Source organism: Massilia sp. TWP1-3-3 (genome assembly GCF_049897805.1).
In the GTDB taxonomy this organism is placed as follows: Bacteria; Pseudomonadota; Gammaproteobacteria; order Burkholderiales; family Burkholderiaceae_D; genus Telluria_A.
Genome location: NZ_JAFCWX010000002.1, coordinates 295380 through 311952, shown reverse-complemented (window position 1 = coordinate 311952; position 16573 = coordinate 295380). Strand labels below are relative to the sequence as shown.

The window sequence follows — 16573 nt, the reverse complement described above, 5'->3', positions numbered from 1 at the left end:
CCTGAAAACGGCTGCCCGCTGCCGGAAAACGACAGAGCTAGTGTCCGAGAATGGCGCGCGGATTTTAAATTTGCACAACGCTTGTAGCGGTTTTACTATTTTTTTCTTGTGTTAATTGGATAGAAATCGCACACTAACAGCCCATCCATTAGTTAATAAGCCGCCATGCTTTCGCGCCTGCTGAAGAAAAATACGAGTCCTGAAGCTATCCCGGCCTTTACCAAAAAGCCGTTTTTCAGAAGCGAACAAAAGGCGTTCTATGGCCGTCTGAGACGCGCCTTGCCGAAGTGCTATGTGTTTCCCGACGTGGAATTGCGCGCACTGATGACGCCGATTAGCAACGATACCAAGCAGCGCCGCTCAGAAAAGGAATACCTGGTCGGACGCAAGGTCGACTACGCCGTGTTCGACGCCCGCCTGAGCCTGATCTGCGTGATCGAACTGAAGACCGGCGGCGTGATCGACAATACGCCCGGCTCGAACGCCCAGCTGTTCAAGGGCGCCAGCATCAGGCATTTTTGCTGGGACAAGCAAAAGCTGCCGACCAGCGAGCAGATGATGCGCCTGTTCGGTTCAGTGGTGCTGCCGGCCAAAAAAGATACGGCGGCCGGTGCTGCCGTCTCGAACTCGGAGTTTGGCGGCCCGCACAGCGAAGTGATGATGCCGCGCCGCGCCTCGCTGACCATCGAGGCGCTCGAACAGCTGGCCCCGCTCGGACACACCAAGGCGGCCTACCCGCACGTGTGGGAACGCATCCGCATGTTCTGCACCGAGCCGAACCATCTGGAAGACTATCTGCTGTCGCTGTCGATCCAGACCCGCGCCAGCAAGCGCGCCGGCTTCCCGGTCGAAGTGCTGACCGAAATTAACGACATCGAAGCGGCCAACGCCCCCTTCATCACCCGCCTGCCGGAAAAGCCCAGCTGGAACGACGTATTCGCAAACCGCTGAAAGGCTCGAATGTTGAAAGGCTCGCACGTTAAAAGGCTCGCACGTTTTAGCGCTCGAACGTTTATCCGTTCGCGGTTTTGATGGCAAATCTGCTACTCTGGCAATGACTTAACATTAACCAGGGCAAGACGATGAAAACCGTTCCGCAGATTCTCAAGGACAGCAAGACGATTGCCATCGTCGGCCTGTCGACCAACCCCGAGCGCGCCAGTCACGGCGTGGCGCATTACCTGCAGCAGCACGGCTACCGCATCGTGCCCGTCAACCCCACGTATGCGGGGCAGGACATCCTCGGTGAAAAAGTCCACGCCGGCCTGCAGCAGGCGGCCGACGCGCTGGCCGCGAGCGGCGCGCGCATCGACGTCGTCGACTGCTTCCGCAAGTCCGAAGACATGCTGCCGGTGGCGCGCGAAGCGGTGGCCGTTGGCGCCGGCTGCCTGTGGATGCAGATCGGCGTGGTCAACCAGGAGGCCGCCGACCTGGCCGCAGGTGCGGGACTCGATGTCGTGATGGACCAATGCATGAAGGTCCAGCATGCAGCGATGCAGTAAGTCAAAGGAGAAAATGTGAAAGCACGTGAACGGTTCAGGGCGGGTGCCGACGTCAAGCTACGCGAAGGCGATGCCGGCAGCACCCCGCTGCGCGACCCCAAGGACCGCGACAAGCTGTCCAAGGACGAGATCAAGCAGCAGGAGCGCGACACCACCGCGCAACTGACGGCGCACATCGCGCAATGCCAGGAGATGCTGTATGCGCAGCGCCAGCGCAAGCTGCTGATCGTGCTGCAAGGGATGGACACGTCCGGCAAGGACGGCACCGTGCGCGCGCTGTTTAGCCAGATCAATCCCATGGGCCTGCGCGGGGTGACTTTCAAGGCGCCCAATCCGCAGGAACTGGCGCACGACTATTTGTGGCGCGTGCACCAGCAAGTGCCCACCAAGGGCGAAATCGCCATTTTCAACCGCAGCCATTACGAAGACGTCCTGATCACCATCGTGCAGGACATGATCGACGAAAAGGAATGCAAGCGGCGCTACGCGCATATCCGCGATTTCGAGCGCATGCTGGCCGAAACAGGGACCGTGATCGTCAAGATCTTCCTGCACATTTCGCGCGACGAGCAGCGCAAGCGCCTGCAGGAGCGGCTGGACGACCCGGACAAGCAATGGAAATTCGACGAGGGCGATCTGGTCCAGCGTCTGAAGTGGGACGACTACCAGCGCGCCTACGAGCGCGCCATCATGGCCACCGATGCCGACCACGCGCCGTGGTACATCATCCCGGCCGACTCCAAGACCCACCGCAATCTGCTGATCTCGACCCTGCTGCTCGAGATCATGCAGGGCTTGAAGCTGTCGTTTCCGGAACCTGATCCGCGGCTGACCAAGATGAAGGTCGTTTGACGGGACCTGCAGCCGCTTTTCCTGGCAACGGGCAGTTGCGCCCGAATTGGCATAGAATGAACCTCCACCTTCGTCATTGCCAGGAATCGCCCATGCTCAACACTTCCGCCATCCTGCGCGCCACTTTCGGCGCCACCGTCCTGGCCAGCACCTGCGCCATGGCGCAGACACCGGCGCCGGCTGCGCCGGCGGCCCAGGGTTGCCCCGCGTTGCTCAATCAATCCTTCAAGCGCCTGCAGGACGACGCGCCCCAGAACCTGTGCCAGTACGCGGGCAAGGTGGTCCTGGTGGTCAACACCGCCAGCTACTGCGGCTACACCAAGCAGTACGAAGGCCTGGAAAAATTGTATGCAAAATACGGCGGCAAGGGACTGGTCGTCCTGGGCTTCCCGTCCAATGACTTCGGCAAGCAGGAGCCGGGCAATGCCAAGGAAATCGCCGACCTTTGCTACAACACCTACGGCGTCAAATTCCCCATGTTCGCCAAATCCGTAGTCAGTGGCGCCGCCGCCAATCCGCTGCACGCGCAGCTGATCAAGGCCACCGGCGAAGAGCCGAAATGGAACTTCACCAAATACCTGATCGACCGCAAGGGCAAGGTCATCGGACACTTCCCGAGCAAGGTCACGCCGGAAGACGCCAAGCTCGTGGCCAAGGTCGAACAGGCGCTCGGTTCCTAGGTCATGGCCGCCAAACGCGCCATCGGCGCCGACCTGGCCGGCGCCTCGCGCCTCGCGATCGAAGCGCTGACGGGCGTGACCGAGCTGGTCGAAGCGGTGCACATGAATGTACTGAACAAGGCCATCGGCACGGGCGTGGTGCGGCCCGTGGCGGGCGTGACGTCGCTGGTGTACCGCAGCGTCAAGGGCGTCACGCGCCTGGTCGGCGGCTCTCTCGATGCGGTGCTGGCCAGGCTGGTGCCCGACCTTGGCGAACCGGCCGCCTGGGCCGGGCGCGACGCGCTGCTGGCCGCCCTGAATGGCGTGCTGGGTGACCGCCTGGCAGCGAGCGGCAATCCACTGGCAATTCCCATGCGCTTGCGGCAGGGCGGCAAACCGCTCGCGCTGCATGCCCTCGCCGCGCCGTCGGGGCGCATCCTGGTGCTGGCCCACGGCCTGTGCATGAATGACCTGCAGTGGCAGCGCGACGGCGTCGACCACGGCGCCATGCTGGCCGCCGAAGGCGGCTACACGAGCGTCTACCTGCACTACAACAGCGGGCGCCACATCTCCGTCAACGGACGCGAATTCGCGCAGCAACTGCAGGCGCTGGTCGATGGCTGGCCGGTGCCGGTGGCCGAACTCGTCATCCTTGGCCACAGCATGGGCGGCCTGCTGGCGCGCAGCGCCTGCCATTACGCTGCCCAGGCACAGCAGGGCTGGCTTGGCCACCTGAGCAAAATGGTTTTTCTCGGTACGCCGCACCTGGGCGCCCCACTTGAACGGGGCGGCAACTGGGTTCACCTGTTCACCGATCTGTCAGCCTACAGCGCGCCGTTTTCGCGTCTGGCCAAAATCCGCAGTGCCGGCATTACCGACCTGCGCCACGGCAGCGTGCTCGATGACGACTGGGATGGCCAGGACCGGTTTGCGCATGGCACGCCGCTGCCGCAGCATGTGCCGCTGCCGGAAGGGGTGCGCTGTTATGCGCTTGCGGCCACCATCGGCAAGCGCGAAGGCGACCTGGCCGACCGTTTGCTGGCGGGCGATGGCCTGGTGCCTGTATCGAGCGGTCTGGCCGAGTCCGACGATCCTGCTCGCAGCCTGGCGTTTGAGCGGCATGTGGTGTACCAGACCAATCACATGCAGCTGCTGTCGTCCCCGCAAGTGAGCGAGCGCCTGCTGGCGTGGCTTTAAGCGCCCGTCGCCAACGCAAATCCTTCGTCGATCCAGCCGGTCACGCCACCCGCCATCATCTTGACCGGCTTGCCAAGCTTGGCCAGGCGAATCGCCGCGCGCGCCGCGCCGTTGCAATGCGGGCCGGCGCAATACGTGACGAAGAGCGTGCCTGGCGAAAATTGTTCAAGCCTCGATCCGATGATTTTGCGCTGCGCCATATCGACCGCTCCCGGCACATGGCCGGCGGCGAATTTCTCGCTGCCGCGCACGTCGAGCAGCACGAAGTCAGGCTCGCCGCAGTGCAGGCTGTGGTGCACATCCCAGCAATCGGTCTCGAAGGCGAGGCTGCTCTGGAAATGGGCCAGCGCGGCGGCGCTGGGCGCTGGTGGGACTTCGGTGACGATGGACATGGTGGAGCTCCGTGGTTGGCGAGTTCTCATTGTCGTGCGCCTGCGCCTGGGCCGGCAGTGGCGCAAACGCCATTGTGCGGTAAGATCGCGCCATGAAAAAGCATCTTGTCGTTGTCCTTGCCTATGACCGCCTGTGCACCTTCGAGTTCGGCTGCGCGGTGGAACTGTTCGCGCTCGAGCGTCCCGAGCTTGGCGTCGAGTGGTACCAGTTCGCCGTGTGCGCGATCGAACCCGGACCAATCCGCGCCGCCGGCGGTATCACCATCGTTGCCCCGCATGACGCCACGCTGCTGGCGCTGGCCGACACCATCGTCATTCCCGGCTGGCGCGATGCCGACGAAGCGCCGCCGCCGGCCTTGCTGCAGCAGCTGCGCGACGCACACGCGCGCGGTGCGCGCCTTTGCTCGATCTGTTCGGGCGTCTTCATTCTGGCCGCCGCCGGCCTGCTCGATGGCCAGCGCGCCACCACGCACTGGCGCTACGCCGACAAGCTGGCCCGCCGCTATCCGGCCATCGATGTGCAGAGCGACGCTTTGTATGTCGATGCCGGCCAGCTGATTACGTCGGCCGGGTCGGCCGCGGGGCTCGACATGCTGCTGCATCTGGTGCGGCGTGACTATGGCGCGCATGTGGGCAACCTGGTGGCGCAGCGGCTGGTGGTGCCGCCGCATCGCGAGGGCGGCCAGGCGCAATTTCTGCCGCGCCCCATGGCCCATGACGAGAAAGGGCGGCTGACCCGCTTGATGGATTGGGTGCGCAGCCATCCGGCCGAGCGGCATAGCGTGGCCAGCATGGCCAGCCGCGCGGCAATGAGTGTGCGCACCTTGCAGCGCCAGTTCCAGGAAGCGACCGGGTTCGGGCCGGCGCAGTGGGTCACGCGCGAGCGCATTGCGCTTGTGAAGGATTTGCTCGAGACCAGTGAACTGCCGCTGGCGCTATTGGCCGAGAGGGCGGGGTTTGGGTCGGAGGAATCGCTGCGGCATCATTTCAGGCGGCTGACGTTGACCACGCCCGCGGCCTATCGGCGCCAGTTTGCCGAGGCCAGCGCTGTGTAGCTTGGACAAGGCCGAAGGCGCCTGGGTGGCCCCTTTTTCGACAAGCGCCGAGACGCGCAATGCGGGCGGCCTGCTCTCTTCGGCGCTACAGTGTGGCGGGAATCGCGCCTCTGAGGGAATTGCACACGATGATGCGGGTGGCGCGGGCGAACATCGCTTTCGTGATCACGCGCTCCTCTGCCTGCCACGCGGGGTCGGCCAGCATGGCGGCGCGCATGATCCCGGGCAGCACGCCCGCCGACAGGGGCGGCGTGCACCATACCCCGTCCAGCATCACGAACACATTGCTGCGCCCACCCTCGGTCAGCTCACCGCGCTCGTTGAAGAACAGGCAGTCGAAGCCGCCGCGCGCCTCCGCCTCGCGCCACGCCGCGTCGTAAAGCGCGCGCACACTGGTCTTGTGGCGCAAGAAAATATCGTCCGCACGGGTGACATGGTCGCTGACGAATACCTTCACCGGCCCGGCCGGAACGATCAGCGCGCCGCTGCAGATGGCCAAGCTCCCATCGGGCCCCAGCCCCAGGCGCAGCCGGAACAGTGCGCCCGGCGCAAACTGCGCGCATGCGCCTTCCAGCGCCTCTCGGGCCTTTTCCACCTCGAACGGGTAGCCGAAATAACGCGCCGACGCCTGCATGCGCGCCAGGTGCGCCTGCACGCGCGCGCACCCGTTCACGCTGGCCTGCATCGTCTCGAAGATCTCGAACTCGTTCGCCAGCCCCGTCAAGAAGCGCGCCTTGAGCTGGCATTCCGCGTATTCGTCCTGCGCGTCGCTGTCGAACACGATGCCCGCGCCCACGCCCATTTCGCCGCGCCGCGCGCCGCCTTGTTCGCTCTGCAGTGCAAGCGTGCGGATCGGCACCGACAGACAAAAATCACCCACGGCCTGCCCCTGCCCGGACGGGTCGAACCAGCCAATTGCGCCGGTGTAGAGGCCGCGCGCGGCCGGTTCAAGCTCGCCGATGATCTCCATCGTGCGCCGCTTGGGCGCGCCGGTGATCGAGCCGCACGGGTACAGCGCTGCGAACACTTCGGCCAAGGTGACGCCGGGCCGCAGCTGCGCGCGCACGGTCGACGTCATCTGCAGCACGCTGCTGTAGCGCTGCACGTCGAACAGCGCCGGCACCTGCACGCTGCCGGTCAGCGCAATGCGCCCCAGGTCATTACGCAGCAGGTCGACGATCATCACATTTTCGGCGCGGTTCTTGGCATCTGCGGCCAGCGCGGCGGCGCGGCGCGCGTTCTCGGCCTCGTTGTCGCTGGCCGGGGCGGTGCCTTTCATCGGCCGCGTCACCAGTTCGCCGCCGGCGTGGCGCACGAACAGTTCGGGCGACAGCGACAGGATGGCGCCGCCGTCAGGCAGGCCGACCAGCGCGCCATACGGCACCGGCTGGCGCGCGCGCAGCCGCGCATACAGCGCATGCGGCGAGCCGAAGGCGTCAAAACGCAGCCGGTACGTGTAGTTGACCTGGTAGGTGTGTCCAGCTTCGATGTAGGCGTGGATGGCGCCGAGTGCGCGCGTGAACTCGGCCTGGTCGATATTCGCATGCACGTTGGCGATGCCGGCCGGGGCTGCGCCGGCGCCGGCAGCTGACTCCAGCCACGCCTTCACTTCAGACGGGGACAGGTGCGTGCACTGTTCGAACAGCAGCACTTGCGCCAGCGGGCCTGGCAGCGGATGGGCGTCAAGCCCCATCAGGTGGCAGCCCAATTCATACGTCAGTAGCGGCACTGCGAACAGGCCGCGCTGCAAGGCCGCCTGCATCTCGGCCAGCAGCTGCGGCCAGCCGGCGCCGTCATGGCAGGCGAGGGTGCCGGCATGCGCGCTGTACAGGCGCGAGCGCGCGTGGCGCGGGTCGAACGCGCTGGCGTCGTCCAGCAGGGCAAAGCAGGCGCTCATTGCGGGCAGCATCGGGTGGCGAGCATTAGGCGGCGAGCATCAGGTGGCGAGCATCAGGCGGCCAGCATGAGCGCCAGGTGCAGCGCGCTGCCTTCGCCCGGCTGGTGCCGAAAGCCGCTCTTGGCAAAGCGGTGCCAGCGGCCTGTCACGTAGCTCACCAGCAGGCCCGCGCGCGCGGTCACGTCGGCTTCCTGGCCGTGGCCCTGGGTGACGGCCAGGCGCAGCGACTGCTTGCAGGCCAGTTCCACCTTGTCGTAGAACTGGTTCATGCGCAGCTGCAGGCGTTCGTCTTCGCCCACCAGCGCGTCGCCGATCAATACCCGCGTCATGCCCGGGTTGTTGGTGGCAAAGCTCAGGAGCATCTGCAAGGTCGCATGCAGCTGGTCGACGCCGCCCGCTTCGCGCTCCGCGATCTGGTTGATCAGACCGAACACGCTCGACTCGATAAAGTCGATCAAGCCTTCGAACATCTGCGCTTTGCTGGCGAAGTGGCGGTACAGCGCGGCCTCCGATACCTCGAGCCGCCGGGCCAGCGCCGCGGTGGTGATTTTTTCGCCCTTGGGCTGCTCCAGCATCGCCGCCAGGGCCTGGAGGATTTGGAGTTTGCGCTGACCCGGCTTGGTGCTTGCCATGTAATCTCGATGGTGAAGGGGGAGGGATCTTCAGTTGCTACTTCAGTTTCAACTTCAGTTTCAACTTCAGTTTCAACTTCAGCGCAGCCGGTGCAGACGGGCAGGCAGCTGGCGTAACGATTTTACTTTGACATCCACGAATGCGGGGCGCTTTCGCATCCGGGGCAAGGTGGCGCTGCCGATCGGGTCGCTCATCTGCAGGTACTGCGTGACCCACACGGTGCGCAGCCCGACTTGTTTGGCGCTGCGCAGGTTGGCCAGCGTGTCTTCGACCAGGATGCAGCGGCGCGCGCTGGCGCCATGCTTGCGCATCAGGCGGCGCAGCATCAGCTTGGACGGCTTGGGCCGCAGCTGGCCGTGCACGCGCATGTCTTCGATGGCGATGTGGTGGCTGAAGTGCCGTTGCAGGCCGAGGTGGCGCAGCACTTCGCGCGAATAGCGCGTCGGCGCATTGGTCAGCAGGATTTTGCGGCCGGGCAGGCGCCTGAGCATGCGGCCCAGGCCACGCTCGAAGCGCATCATGGCGCGCAGGTCGGCCAGGTCATGGGTCTGGTGCAGAAAATCGGCGGCGCTGACGTTATGATGCTTGATCAGGCCGAGCAGCGTGGCGCCGTAGCGCTTCCAGTAACCGATGCGCGCCGCGTCGACCTCCGCCTGGCTGGCCTCGGTCACGCCGTCGCCCAGCAAGCGCGCGATAAAGGTGTTCATGTTGGCGCTGATGCTGGGGAAGATCGCGTGCGAGGCGTCGTGCAGGGTATTGTCCAGATCAAACAGCCACAGGGGGGGGGACGCGGTAATATTCGGCACAGGTTACGCTTTAGGCAAAGATTGTTCATCAAGGAAATTGCATGCGACGTCAGATTATAGTGGTGTTCTTCAGTCTGCTCTGCCTGGCGCTGCCGCCGACATGGGGCGCGGACCGCGGAGCGTTGTTCAAAGTCACCGCGTATAACCACACCATGTATCTATTTGGCACCATGCATGTCGGCACGCCGGAATTTTACCCGCTCGAGCCGCGCATTGCCGATGCCGTCAAGGGCGCGTCGACACTGGCCCTCGAAATCGATCCGGGCCTGGATCCGGCCATCGCCGCCCACGCGCTCAAGACGTACGGCATGACCAGCCCCGGCGCCACCCGCCAGGCCCTGGCGCCGGCCATGCGCGCCCGGCTCGACCGCGCGCTGGCCAAGGCCCACATCGATCCCGAAGCGGTGGTGCCGCTCAAACCGTGGCTGGTGGCCACGGTGCTTGCCATGGCCGAGTACGCCCGCCAGGGTTACCGCACCGACCTGTCGGTCGACGCCCACCTGGCCCAGCTGGCGCGTGCAAGCAAGGTGCCGGTGGTGGGTCTGGAGTCGGCCGGCTCGCAAATGAGCTTGTTCAATCGCCTGACCATGGCCGAGCAAGTGGGTTTTCTGGAAGAGAGCATCGGCCTCATCGAATCAGGCAAGCAGGGCGTGGAAGTGAGCAAGATCGTCAACGCCTGGCGCACCGCCGACCAGGGAGCGTTCGACGAGATCGCGGCGCGCGCGTCGAGAGACACCAGCGTGTCGGGAAAGTTCGTCAAGCATATTTTGCTGGAGGAGCGCAACAATGCACTGGCGGAAAAACTGGCGCAATTGCTCGAGCGCGAAGCCAGCACGGTCGCCGCCATTGGCGTATTGCATTTGATAGGAGAAAACAGCGTACCGTCGCTGCTGGGCGAGCGCGGCATGTCGGTGGAGCGGGTGTATTAAAGCGGAGGGAAGGAGGCAAAAGCAGTTGGTGCCCTTTACGTGGATTGAACACGTGGCCTCTCCCTTACCAAGGGAGTGCTCTACCACTGAGCTAAAAGGGCGGTACCGGTGCGGCGCGGTTTGGCTGCGCCGCCGAAAATATTAGTGCGACCGGATCATAGTTCCAAAAGCTTGTTCGGTCAAGACTTCGAGCAGTAAAGAGTGCTCGATGCGACCGTCGATAATGTGCACCGTGTTCACGCCCGACTTGGCAGCGTCCAGCGCGGACGAGATTTTTGGCAGCATGCCGCCGGAAATTGTTCCATCAGCAAACATCTCATCGATCTCGCGGGCCGACAGGTCGGTCACGAGGTTGCCTTTTTTATCTTGCACGCCGGCGATGTTGGTCATCATGATCAACTTTTCAGCTTTCAGGATTTCCGCAATTTTGCCTGCAACTACGTCGGCATTGATGTTGTACGCCTGGCCGTCTTGGCCGAAACCGATGGGCGAAATGATCGGAATGAACGCGTCGTCCTGCAGCGCCTTGACCACGGCCGGGTTGATGGCGTCGATCTCGCCGACAAAACCGATGTCGAGAAACTCGCCCGGGTTTTCCTTGTCGGGCATCGCCATTTTGCGCGCGCGGATCAGGCCGCCATCTTTGCCGGTCAAGCCCACGGCCTGACCGCCGTAGTGGTTGATCAGCATCACGATATCCTGTTGAACTTCACCGCCCAGTACCCACTCCACCACTTCCATGGTTTCTTCGTCGGTAATGCGATGGCCTTGCACGAAGGTGCCTTGCTTGCCGATTTTTTTCAGGGCATTGTCGATCTGGGGGCCGCCGCCGTGTACCACGACCGGGTTCATGCCGACCAGTTTGAGCAAAATGACGTCGCGCGCGAAGCCGTGCTTGAGGCGCTCGTCGGTCATCGCGTTACCGCCGTATTTGATGACAATCGTCTTGCCATGGAAATTGCGGATGTAAGGCAGCGCCTCAGCCAGGATCTGCGCCTTGATCTGCGGAGAGACCTTGGTCAAGTCGTCTGTCTGGTCGTTGGGTACAGCGGGCAAAGGTGCGGTCATGGCGGGTCCGTTTTGGAAATTTTGCGAGATTTTACAGGCATAGGGCGAACCCCGTAGGCATTATAGGGCCTAGCAGTCTGTCGGACTAAACGCAGGCGGCCGAGAAATCCACCTGACCGGGCCATATTTCACCGCTTTTTCGGTCAATAGAACCACTATTGACCTTCAAAATCGTCGAAATCTGTCCTCGGCCAGCTGAATTTCCGGCTCGCCTCGTTTAGACCGACAGACTGCCAGTTGTTGTATTTTAATTCTTGATCCGTTAGGCTGAACTTCACATGACTACAACCGTCCCTCCAAAGGCCCTTTTCCCAAGGGCTGCGCAATGAGCACCTGCCCCCGCTGCGGCGCCACCTTCGGCTGCGCGATGGCCGACGCGCTTGACGCTCCTTGCTGGTGCACCGCCTTTCCCGCCGTGGTGGCGGTGCCCGGCGTGGATGCCAGTTGCTGGTGCCCTGCCTGCCTGAAACTGCACATCGGCGCGCAGGAAAGTTCGCCGGAAACGCCACCGCGCGATTGAGGGCGGGACTGGTGTTCCCTTGTCTGCGACATGCAATGCGTTTCGGGAGGTAGCTGGAATGGGCAAACTATACAACACCGATATCGTCGCCTGGGCAGAGGAGCAGGCTGCCTTCCTGCGACGCGGGGAGTGGTCCAGCCTCGACATTGCCAACCTTGCCCAGGAGATCGAGGACGTGGGCAAAAAGCGAGCAGCGAGAACTGAACAGCCGGCTGGCCGTTCTGCTGAGCCAATTGCTCAAGTGGCAGTTCCAGCCTGGGTTGCGCGGCAAGCGCTGGCGTTCCACCATGACAGTTCAGCGGCGCTTGATCGCGCGTAGACTGCGTAAAGCGCCGAGCTTGCGGCGTTCGCTGTCGGACGAGGAATGGCTGGAAGACGCATGGGACGACGCCATCGGCCTGGCCATCGGCGAAACTGGTCTGCACGAATTCCCTGACGAGCCAATCTGGCGCTTGACTGACATCCTTGATCCAGCATTTTTGCTAGACTGAACTATAATTGGGCCTATGCCAGTTATTGAAAGTTCGGGATGAATTTGGATGTGAACCACCTCGGTTTTGCCGCTGCGGTGTGCACCACAGGTGCGTTTGTTCCACAGGTGCTGATGGTATGGCGCGAACGCGGCGCACCGGGCGTATCCATCGGCATGTACCTGATGTTCATCGCTGGCATTGCATTATGGTTTCTCTACGGCCTGGCGCTGCGTTCGTGGCCAATGGTCATCGCCAACGGCATCACGCTGTTGCTGGCCTCTTGCGTACTGGGCATGAAACTGTATTTCGAGCGCGCCGGCCGGTGAGCCGGCGCGCATCGGCTACGCCGTGGGTTAAACCACTTAGGCCCGCTTGGTCTGGAAAAACCGCATCATTTCCCGGCTAGCATCCGGCCCCTTGCCGTCGGTATAGCTGCCGTGCGCGCTGCCGCCCGACCAGGCATGCCCGGCGCCATGGATTAGCCACTGCTCGGCCTGCGGCGAGCCGTCGGCGCGCTGGTGCACGGTACGGGTATAGGCGTGCCCGTCCGGAACTCGCCCCGGCTCGACCACGATCTCCTTGGATGCCGCATGTGCGCCCCGCTTGATGATTTCCTCGCCGCAGGCCGGGTGCACGGTCGTGTCCTTGTCGCCGTGGAAAACAATGATCGGCACCGACTTGGCGCCCGGCTTGCCGGGAGCAAAACTGCCCTTCATCGCCGCCAGCGCCGACGGCAAGTCCTTGGCCGACGCAAACGGCAAGCCCGAGTGCACGCCGACGGCCGCATACAGCTCCGGATACAGCGTGCCCATGATGGTCGCCATCGCCCCGCCCGCCGACAGCCCGGCCACATACACCTGGTCGCGGTCGATGGCATGCTCGTGCATGATGGTTTCGGTAATGCCCGCGATGATGGACGGCTCGCCCTGGCCGCGCGTCTGGTCGACCGCGCTGAACCAGTTCCAGCAGCGCGAGGCATTCGCCTGCTGCGACTGGGCAGGATAAACCACCAGGCAACCCATTTCCTCGGCCAGCAGGTTCATCTGCGTGCCGTTGGCGAAATCATCCGGATCTTGCGTGCAGCCGTGCAGCATGACCACCAGGGGCACCTTGGCGCCGCTGTGCGTGCTGGGAATATACAGCTTGTAGGTGCGCGTCCCGGCGGCATTGGTAAAACTGCCGTCGATAAACTTGCCGGGCAGGGCAGGCGCGGGCGTACGCACTCCGGCCATTCCACCAGGCAAATCAAAATCGGGCATCTTGAACTTCTTGAAGCTGCCCGCGCCGCCCGCGCGGTCCAGATTGGCCATCATCTCGGGCATCAGGCTTTTCAGCTTTTCCGTCATTTCTTCCATTGGCGTGCGGGCGGCCGGCGGCGCGCTTTCCGCCTGGGCTTGCGGTGCCGGTTTAGCGCTGGCTTGCGGGGCCGCTTTGGCGCCGGCTGGCGGCGGATTGATGTCGCGCATGGTCGGTCCGGGCGGCGCCTGCGCCGCTGGCGCGGCCTGCGCAGGTGCGGCATTATTAGGCTGCAATATCTTTAAGGCATCCTGGATCACGGCAGTCGCTGCTTGCGGCCCCTTGCCAGACAAGGCCCGGGTTGCCGCGCGCATGCGGTCCATCAGTTTTTCATTGAATTTCATGTGTGTTCCTTCCTTGGGCAGTTCACAAAATGCGTCCCGCCAGTGCAGTCTTGATGACATTGCTTGCTTGTAGCGAGCCAAGCACGAAAATGGAGTCGATGGTGGCCAGCGCCAGTTCCACCGATACGTCGTTGGCGATACTGGCCAGGCCCAGCACCTGGATCTGCAAGCGCTCGCCCGCTTTTAAAGCGGCCTCGAGGTCTGCCCGGGAATAATGATGCATGCCCAGCACTAGGCTCTTGCGTGCAACCGTCTGGCGCACCACGTCCGCGTGCGTGTTGAGCAAGTTGCGAATTGCCGTGCGGATCAGATCGGTACGATTCGAATAAAACCCTTCATTGACCAGCAAATCAATCTGGCCCAGGTCAATCAAACCCAGGTTGATGGTGATCTTTTCCGATTCGGAAAATTTCGGTTTCAAGTCGTGGGCGTTCATATATCTCCAAATAACATCCTTGTGGCATCCGTACGCCATCTGTATGGATGGTAGTGTACCTGTTTGGGTCATCAGGTCAAGCGTGATTCGCTTGAATGCGATAATGTGGCATTCGAGTCACAGCGGAGCGGCAGATGGCATTTATCACAGGAATCGATCACGTCCAGCTGGCCATGCCCGTCGGCGCCGAAGACATTGCGCGCCGCTTTTACAGCGGCGTGCTGGGGCTGGCCGAAATCCCCAAGCCGGCGCTGCTGGCCGTGCGCGGCGGCGTCTGGTTCGCGTGCGGGAGTGCGCAATTGCACCTGGGCGCTGACCCCCACTTCCAGGCTGCGCGCAAGGCCCATCCGGCGCTGCTGGTGGCCGACTTTGACGCCTTTGCCGAGCATCTGGCCAGCCACGGCGCGCAGCTCAAGCCTGAAGAAGAGGTAAGCGGGCGCCGGCGCGCCACCTTGGCCGACCCGTTTGGCAACCGCCTTGAACTGATCTGCGCATGAGTCCAGAACTGAAACCCGGCCTGCGCTTTGACTGGACCTACGTGGTGCCCGCGCGCGCCACCGTGCCGCAGCTGTATCACGACACCGCGTTTTGCCTCGACATGCCCGACGTGCTGGCCACCGGCTACATGGTCGGCATGATGGAACTGGCCTGCGTGCACGGCATGATGCCTTTCATGGACTGGCCGCGCGAACAGAGCGTCGGTACACAAGTCGACTTTGCCCACTTCGCCCCCACGCCGCCCGGCATGAAGCTGCGCATCGCAGGCGAAGTGCTAGCAGTGGAAGGGCGGCGCGTCAAGTTCAAGATCGAGGCGTGGGACGACCTGGAACGCATCTGCGAAGGCACGCACGAACGGCAGGTGATCGACCCGCAGCGCTTTGCGGCGAAGGTCGCACAAAAGAAGGCTGCCGCATGACGCGCCAGGTCCTCGCGCCCGAACTGCAAACGCCGGTGCCCTCGCCTTGCATCAGCATGTGCAAGATGGCGCCCGATACGGGCTTGTGCGAAGGGTGCCTGCGCACCATCGACGAAATCATCGGCTGGGCGTCGCAGCCGGACGACTACAAGCGCGCGGTGTGGGCCGAGATCCGGCGCCGTGAAGCGGCAACGGACTTCACATGAGTTTTTACCAGCCCGCCAAGGCGGTTACCGGCCCCGCCTATGGCGCCGGTTTCAAAGGAACCGCAACGACCATCACGCTGGCGCTGGTGGCCTACACCGCCAGCGTGTTGTGGCGCTTTCCGCTGCTCTCGTTCGGCCTGGGCGTCAAGGCCCTGCTGCTGGGCGCGGCCGTCATGCTCGGCGTGAGCTATTACTGGTTTTTGCGCGCCCAAGTGACGATCGACGCCCGAGGCATTCGCCAAAGCTGGGTGGTCGACAAGCAGGTGCTGTGGGACGAAGTGCGCGGCGCCAAGATGATCGGCATTCCCTATCTGTCGTGGCTGTTCCCGCCGCGACTGGTGGTGCGCACCGGCAGCGCGTTCATGACCTTCAATGGCGGCTCGCCCAAGGTGCTGATCGAGTTCGCCAAAATTTCGCTGGCCTTCCAGATGAAGAAATGAGCGCCATCAGCCTGCCTGCGACGATCCGCGTGTTCGAACGCGGCTGGCTCTCGTCGAACAACATCCTGTTCACCGGTCCCGGGCCCGCCACGCTGGTCGACAGCGGCTACCTGATTCACGCCGCGCAGACGCTGGCGCTGGTCGAACACGTGCTTGGCGAGCGTCCCCTTGAACGGCTGATCAACACCCACCTGCATTCCGACCATTGCGGCGGCAACGCGGCGCTGCAGGCGCGCTACGGCTGCCGCACCTTGATCCCGGTCGCCGAAGCGGACAAGGTGCGCGCCTGGGACGAGGCGGCGCTCAGTTTCCAGGCCACCGGCCAGCAGTGCGAGCGCTTCGGCTTTGACGGCACGCTCGCGCCGGGCGACCCGCTCGAGATGGGCGGCATGCACTGGCAAGTGCTCGGCGCGCCAGGGCACGACCCGCATTCGCTGATTTTTTACTGCCCCGCCGAAGCTATTCTGATCTCGGCCGACGCGCTGTGGCAGCACGGCTTTGGCGTCATCTTCCCCGAGCTCGAAGGCCAGTCCGGCTTTGCCGAAGCGCGCGCCACGCTGGCGCTAATCGACGCGCTCGACGTGCGTCTCGTCATTCCCGGCCATGGCGCGCCGTTCACCGACGTCAAGCCGGCGCTGGCGCGCGCCTTTTCACGGCTCGACTTCCTGCAGGCCGACCCGGTGCGCAACGCCGAAAACGCGATCAAGGTCATGCTCAAGTTCCTGCTGCTCGAGCGCCAGCAGTTTGCGCTGGACGCGCTGCCGGCGATGTTCGCGCACAATCCCGTGATCGAAAGCGCGCGCCGGCGCTACCTGGACAAAACGCCGGCCGAGCTGGCCGCATGGGCGGTGCAAAGTCTGGTGCGCGCCGGCGTGGCGCGGCGCGACGGCGGGCAGCTGGTCAATCACGACCTGTAAATATCGCGGCCTTTTTCTGGCACGATCGTTCTTTT

The 16573-nt window shown here is 63.5% G+C and carries 23 protein-coding genes and 1 tRNA gene; 16 read left to right on the top strand and 8 right to left on the bottom strand.

Translation table 11 applies throughout. From position 1 onward, the window contains the following. Nucleotides 1–279: 279 nt before the first annotated feature. The 5 genes from ACP7D4_RS03165 (at nucleotide 280) to ACP7D4_RS03145 (ending at nucleotide 4210) form a co-directional block, all read left to right on the top strand. Nucleotides 280–951 carry a hypothetical protein gene (locus ACP7D4_RS03165; RefSeq protein WP_426207753.1) on the top strand — a complete coding sequence of 224 codons (672 nt, stop codon included), beginning with the start codon at nucleotides 280–282 and terminating at the stop codon, nucleotides 949–951. A gap of 131 nt (nucleotides 952–1082) precedes the next feature. After that, complete coding sequence (locus tag ACP7D4_RS03160) at nucleotides 1083–1502, top strand: CoA-binding protein (protein ID WP_426207752.1); 420 nt, start codon at nucleotides 1083–1085, stop codon at nucleotides 1500–1502. A gap of 15 nt (nucleotides 1503–1517) precedes the next feature. Next, nucleotides 1518–2354 (top strand): PPK2 family polyphosphate kinase, encoded by an 837-nt coding sequence (locus ACP7D4_RS03155; RefSeq protein ID WP_426105827.1) that lies wholly within the window; start codon nucleotides 1518–1520, stop codon nucleotides 2352–2354. 92 nt (nucleotides 2355–2446) lie between these two features. After that, entirely contained in the window at nucleotides 2447–3034 is a 588-nt protein-coding gene (locus ACP7D4_RS03150; RefSeq protein WP_426207751.1) for a glutathione peroxidase, read from the top strand. A gap of 3 nt (nucleotides 3035–3037) precedes the next feature. Continuing rightward, nucleotides 3038–4210: an esterase/lipase family protein gene (locus ACP7D4_RS03145; RefSeq protein ID WP_426207750.1), complete on the top strand. Its 1173-nt coding sequence runs from the start codon at nucleotides 3038–3040 to the stop codon at nucleotides 4208–4210. Here the strand turns inward: ACP7D4_RS03145 and ACP7D4_RS03140 are convergent. Further along, nucleotides 4207–4602 carry a rhodanese-like domain-containing protein gene (locus ACP7D4_RS03140; RefSeq protein ID WP_426105822.1) on the bottom strand — a complete coding sequence of 132 codons (396 nt, stop codon included), beginning with the start codon at nucleotides 4600–4602 and terminating at the stop codon, nucleotides 4207–4209. The two genes, ACP7D4_RS03145 and ACP7D4_RS03140, sit on opposite strands and share 4 nt — an antisense overlap. Before the next feature lie 92 nt (nucleotides 4603–4694). Here ACP7D4_RS03140 and ftrA point away from each other — a divergent pair, with 92 nt between their 5' ends. Beyond that, complete coding sequence (ftrA, locus tag ACP7D4_RS03135) at nucleotides 4695–5657, top strand: transcriptional regulator FtrA (protein ID WP_426105821.1); 963 nt, start codon at nucleotides 4695–4697, stop codon at nucleotides 5655–5657. Between the two features lie 85 nt (nucleotides 5658–5742). Here the strand turns inward: ftrA and pabB are convergent, their stop codons facing one another. From pabB to ACP7D4_RS03120, 3 genes are all read right to left on the bottom strand, one after another. After that, nucleotides 5743–7554: an aminodeoxychorismate synthase component I gene (pabB, locus tag ACP7D4_RS03130; RefSeq protein WP_426207749.1), complete on the bottom strand. Its 1812-nt coding sequence runs from the start codon at nucleotides 7552–7554 to the stop codon at nucleotides 5743–5745. Between the two features lie 53 nt (nucleotides 7555–7607). Continuing rightward, nucleotides 7608–8186, bottom strand: a complete 579-nt coding sequence (slmA, locus tag ACP7D4_RS03125) for a nucleoid occlusion factor SlmA (protein ID WP_426105819.1) — start codon at nucleotides 8184–8186, stop codon at nucleotides 7608–7610. Between the two features lie 78 nt (nucleotides 8187–8264). Further along, on the bottom strand, nucleotides 8265–8993 hold the full coding sequence (locus ACP7D4_RS03120) for a pyrimidine 5'-nucleotidase (RefSeq protein ID WP_426207748.1): 729 nt from the start codon (nucleotides 8991–8993) through the stop codon (nucleotides 8265–8267). A 41-nt stretch (nucleotides 8994–9034) separates the two neighbouring features. Here ACP7D4_RS03120 and ACP7D4_RS03115 point away from each other — a divergent pair, with 41 nt between their 5' ends. Continuing rightward, nucleotides 9035–9922, top strand: coding sequence for a TraB/GumN family protein (locus ACP7D4_RS03115; RefSeq protein WP_426207747.1), 888 nt, complete (start codon nucleotides 9035–9037; stop codon nucleotides 9920–9922). Nucleotides 9923–9948: 26 nt separating this feature from the next. Here the strand turns inward: ACP7D4_RS03115 and ACP7D4_RS03110 are convergent. Further along, nucleotides 9949–10023: transfer RNA gene (locus ACP7D4_RS03110), tRNA-Thr, on the bottom strand. A gap of 40 nt (nucleotides 10024–10063) precedes the next feature. Beyond that, nucleotides 10064–10990, bottom strand: a complete 927-nt coding sequence (gene argB, locus ACP7D4_RS03105) for an acetylglutamate kinase (RefSeq protein WP_426105816.1) — start codon at nucleotides 10988–10990, stop codon at nucleotides 10064–10066. Between the two features lie 325 nt (nucleotides 10991–11315). On the opposite strand from argB, the gene ACP7D4_RS03100 reads away from it, so the two are divergent. The 4 genes from ACP7D4_RS03100 to ACP7D4_RS03085 are packed head-to-tail and all read left to right on the top strand — an operon-like array spanning nucleotide 11316 to nucleotide 12309. Continuing rightward, nucleotides 11316–11510 (top strand): cysteine-rich CWC family protein, encoded by a 195-nt coding sequence (locus tag ACP7D4_RS03100; protein WP_426207746.1) that lies wholly within the window; start codon nucleotides 11316–11318, stop codon nucleotides 11508–11510. Nucleotides 11511–11568: 58 nt separating this feature from the next. After that, nucleotides 11569–11829 carry a DUF29 family protein gene (locus ACP7D4_RS03095; RefSeq protein WP_426207745.1) on the top strand — a complete coding sequence of 87 codons (261 nt, stop codon included), beginning with the start codon at nucleotides 11569–11571 and terminating at the stop codon, nucleotides 11827–11829. Further along, a complete protein-coding gene (locus ACP7D4_RS03090; protein ID WP_426207744.1) occupies nucleotides 11744–12001 on the top strand; it encodes a DUF29 domain-containing protein in 258 nt (85 codons plus the stop codon). The genes ACP7D4_RS03095 and ACP7D4_RS03090 overlap by 86 nt, the downstream gene beginning before the upstream one ends. Before the next feature lie 38 nt (nucleotides 12002–12039). Further along, on the top strand, nucleotides 12040–12309 hold the full coding sequence (locus tag ACP7D4_RS03085; protein WP_426105812.1) for a SemiSWEET transporter: 270 nt from the start codon (nucleotides 12040–12042) through the stop codon (nucleotides 12307–12309). A 36-nt stretch (nucleotides 12310–12345) separates the two neighbouring features. Here ACP7D4_RS03085 and ACP7D4_RS03080 read toward each other — a convergent pair whose 3' ends face one another. Together ACP7D4_RS03080 and ACP7D4_RS03075 are read right to left on the bottom strand one after the other, a co-directional pair. Next, a complete protein-coding gene (locus ACP7D4_RS03080; RefSeq protein WP_426207743.1) occupies nucleotides 12346–13623 on the bottom strand; it encodes an extracellular catalytic domain type 1 short-chain-length polyhydroxyalkanoate depolymerase in 1278 nt (425 codons plus the stop codon). A 22-nt stretch (nucleotides 13624–13645) separates the two neighbouring features. After that, a complete protein-coding gene (locus ACP7D4_RS03075; protein ID WP_426105810.1) occupies nucleotides 13646–14059 on the bottom strand; it encodes a CopG family transcriptional regulator in 414 nt (137 codons plus the stop codon). 134 nt (nucleotides 14060–14193) lie between these two features. On the opposite strand from ACP7D4_RS03075, the gene ACP7D4_RS03070 reads away from it, so the two are divergent. Genes ACP7D4_RS03070 through ACP7D4_RS03050 form a run of 5 tightly spaced genes read left to right on the top strand, consistent with a single transcriptional unit; the run spans nucleotide 14194 to nucleotide 16538 of the window. Continuing rightward, the gene (locus tag ACP7D4_RS03070) at nucleotides 14194–14556 is read left to right on the top strand and encodes a VOC family protein (protein ID WP_426105809.1); all 363 of its coding nucleotides are present in this window, start codon (nucleotides 14194–14196) and stop codon (nucleotides 14554–14556) included. Next, the gene (locus ACP7D4_RS03065) at nucleotides 14553–14975 is read left to right on the top strand and encodes a thioesterase family protein (RefSeq protein ID WP_426105808.1); all 423 of its coding nucleotides are present in this window, start codon (nucleotides 14553–14555) and stop codon (nucleotides 14973–14975) included. Before ACP7D4_RS03070 ends, ACP7D4_RS03065 begins: the two co-directional genes overlap by 4 nt. Continuing rightward, nucleotides 14972–15181 (top strand): DUF1289 domain-containing protein, encoded by a 210-nt coding sequence (locus ACP7D4_RS03060; RefSeq protein ID WP_426105806.1) that lies wholly within the window; start codon nucleotides 14972–14974, stop codon nucleotides 15179–15181. Before ACP7D4_RS03065 ends, ACP7D4_RS03060 begins: the two co-directional genes overlap by 4 nt. Beyond that, nucleotides 15178–15621: a hypothetical protein gene (locus tag ACP7D4_RS03055; RefSeq protein ID WP_426105805.1), complete on the top strand. Its 444-nt coding sequence runs from the start codon at nucleotides 15178–15180 to the stop codon at nucleotides 15619–15621. Before ACP7D4_RS03060 ends, ACP7D4_RS03055 begins: the two co-directional genes overlap by 4 nt. Next, nucleotides 15618–16538: an MBL fold metallo-hydrolase gene (locus ACP7D4_RS03050; RefSeq protein ID WP_426207742.1), complete on the top strand. Its 921-nt coding sequence runs from the start codon at nucleotides 15618–15620 to the stop codon at nucleotides 16536–16538. The genes ACP7D4_RS03055 and ACP7D4_RS03050 overlap by 4 nt, the downstream gene beginning before the upstream one ends. Nucleotides 16539–16573 lie beyond the last annotated feature (35 nt).

What these genes read in the sequence shown, in the direction of transcription:
- ACP7D4_RS03075 (WP_426105810.1), bottom strand. Translation starts at nt 14,059, where the DNA reads ATGAACGCCCACGACTTGAAACCGAAATTTTCCGAATCGGAAAAGATC.
- pabB (WP_426207749.1), bottom strand. Translation starts at nt 7,554, where the DNA reads ATGAGCGCCTGCTTTGCCCTGCTGGACGACGCCAGCGCGTTCGACCCG.
- ACP7D4_RS03080 (WP_426207743.1), bottom strand. Translation starts at nt 13,623, where the DNA reads ATGAAATTCAATGAAAAACTGATGGACCGCATGCGCGCGGCAACCCGG.
- ACP7D4_RS03145 (WP_426207750.1), top strand. Translation starts at nt 3,038, where the DNA reads ATGGCCGCCAAACGCGCCATCGGCGCCGACCTGGCCGGCGCCTCGCGC.
- ftrA (WP_426105821.1), top strand. Translation starts at nt 4,695, where the DNA reads ATGAAAAAGCATCTTGTCGTTGTCCTTGCCTATGACCGCCTGTGCACC.
- ACP7D4_RS03150 (WP_426207751.1), top strand. Translation starts at nt 2,447, where the DNA reads ATGCTCAACACTTCCGCCATCCTGCGCGCCACTTTCGGCGCCACCGTC.
- ACP7D4_RS03095 (WP_426207745.1), top strand. Translation starts at nt 11,569, where the DNA reads ATGGGCAAACTATACAACACCGATATCGTCGCCTGGGCAGAGGAGCAG.
- slmA (WP_426105819.1), bottom strand. Translation starts at nt 8,186, where the DNA reads ATGGCAAGCACCAAGCCGGGTCAGCGCAAACTCCAAATCCTCCAGGCC.
- ACP7D4_RS03140 (WP_426105822.1), bottom strand. Translation starts at nt 4,602, where the DNA reads ATGTCCATCGTCACCGAAGTCCCACCAGCGCCCAGCGCCGCCGCGCTG.
- ACP7D4_RS03070 (WP_426105809.1), top strand. Translation starts at nt 14,194, where the DNA reads ATGGCATTTATCACAGGAATCGATCACGTCCAGCTGGCCATGCCCGTC.
- ACP7D4_RS03065 (WP_426105808.1), top strand. Translation starts at nt 14,553, where the DNA reads ATGAGTCCAGAACTGAAACCCGGCCTGCGCTTTGACTGGACCTACGTG.
- argB (WP_426105816.1), bottom strand. Translation starts at nt 10,990, where the DNA reads ATGACCGCACCTTTGCCCGCTGTACCCAACGACCAGACAGACGACTTG.
- ACP7D4_RS03100 (WP_426207746.1), top strand. Translation starts at nt 11,316, where the DNA reads ATGAGCACCTGCCCCCGCTGCGGCGCCACCTTCGGCTGCGCGATGGCC.
- ACP7D4_RS03060 (WP_426105806.1), top strand. Translation starts at nt 14,972, where the DNA reads ATGACGCGCCAGGTCCTCGCGCCCGAACTGCAAACGCCGGTGCCCTCG.
- ACP7D4_RS03115 (WP_426207747.1), top strand. Translation starts at nt 9,035, where the DNA reads ATGCGACGTCAGATTATAGTGGTGTTCTTCAGTCTGCTCTGCCTGGCG.
- ACP7D4_RS03085 (WP_426105812.1), top strand. Translation starts at nt 12,040, where the DNA reads ATGAATTTGGATGTGAACCACCTCGGTTTTGCCGCTGCGGTGTGCACC.
- ACP7D4_RS03160 (WP_426207752.1), top strand. Translation starts at nt 1,083, where the DNA reads ATGAAAACCGTTCCGCAGATTCTCAAGGACAGCAAGACGATTGCCATC.
- ACP7D4_RS03055 (WP_426105805.1), top strand. Translation starts at nt 15,178, where the DNA reads ATGAGTTTTTACCAGCCCGCCAAGGCGGTTACCGGCCCCGCCTATGGC.
- ACP7D4_RS03050 (WP_426207742.1), top strand. Translation starts at nt 15,618, where the DNA reads ATGAGCGCCATCAGCCTGCCTGCGACGATCCGCGTGTTCGAACGCGGC.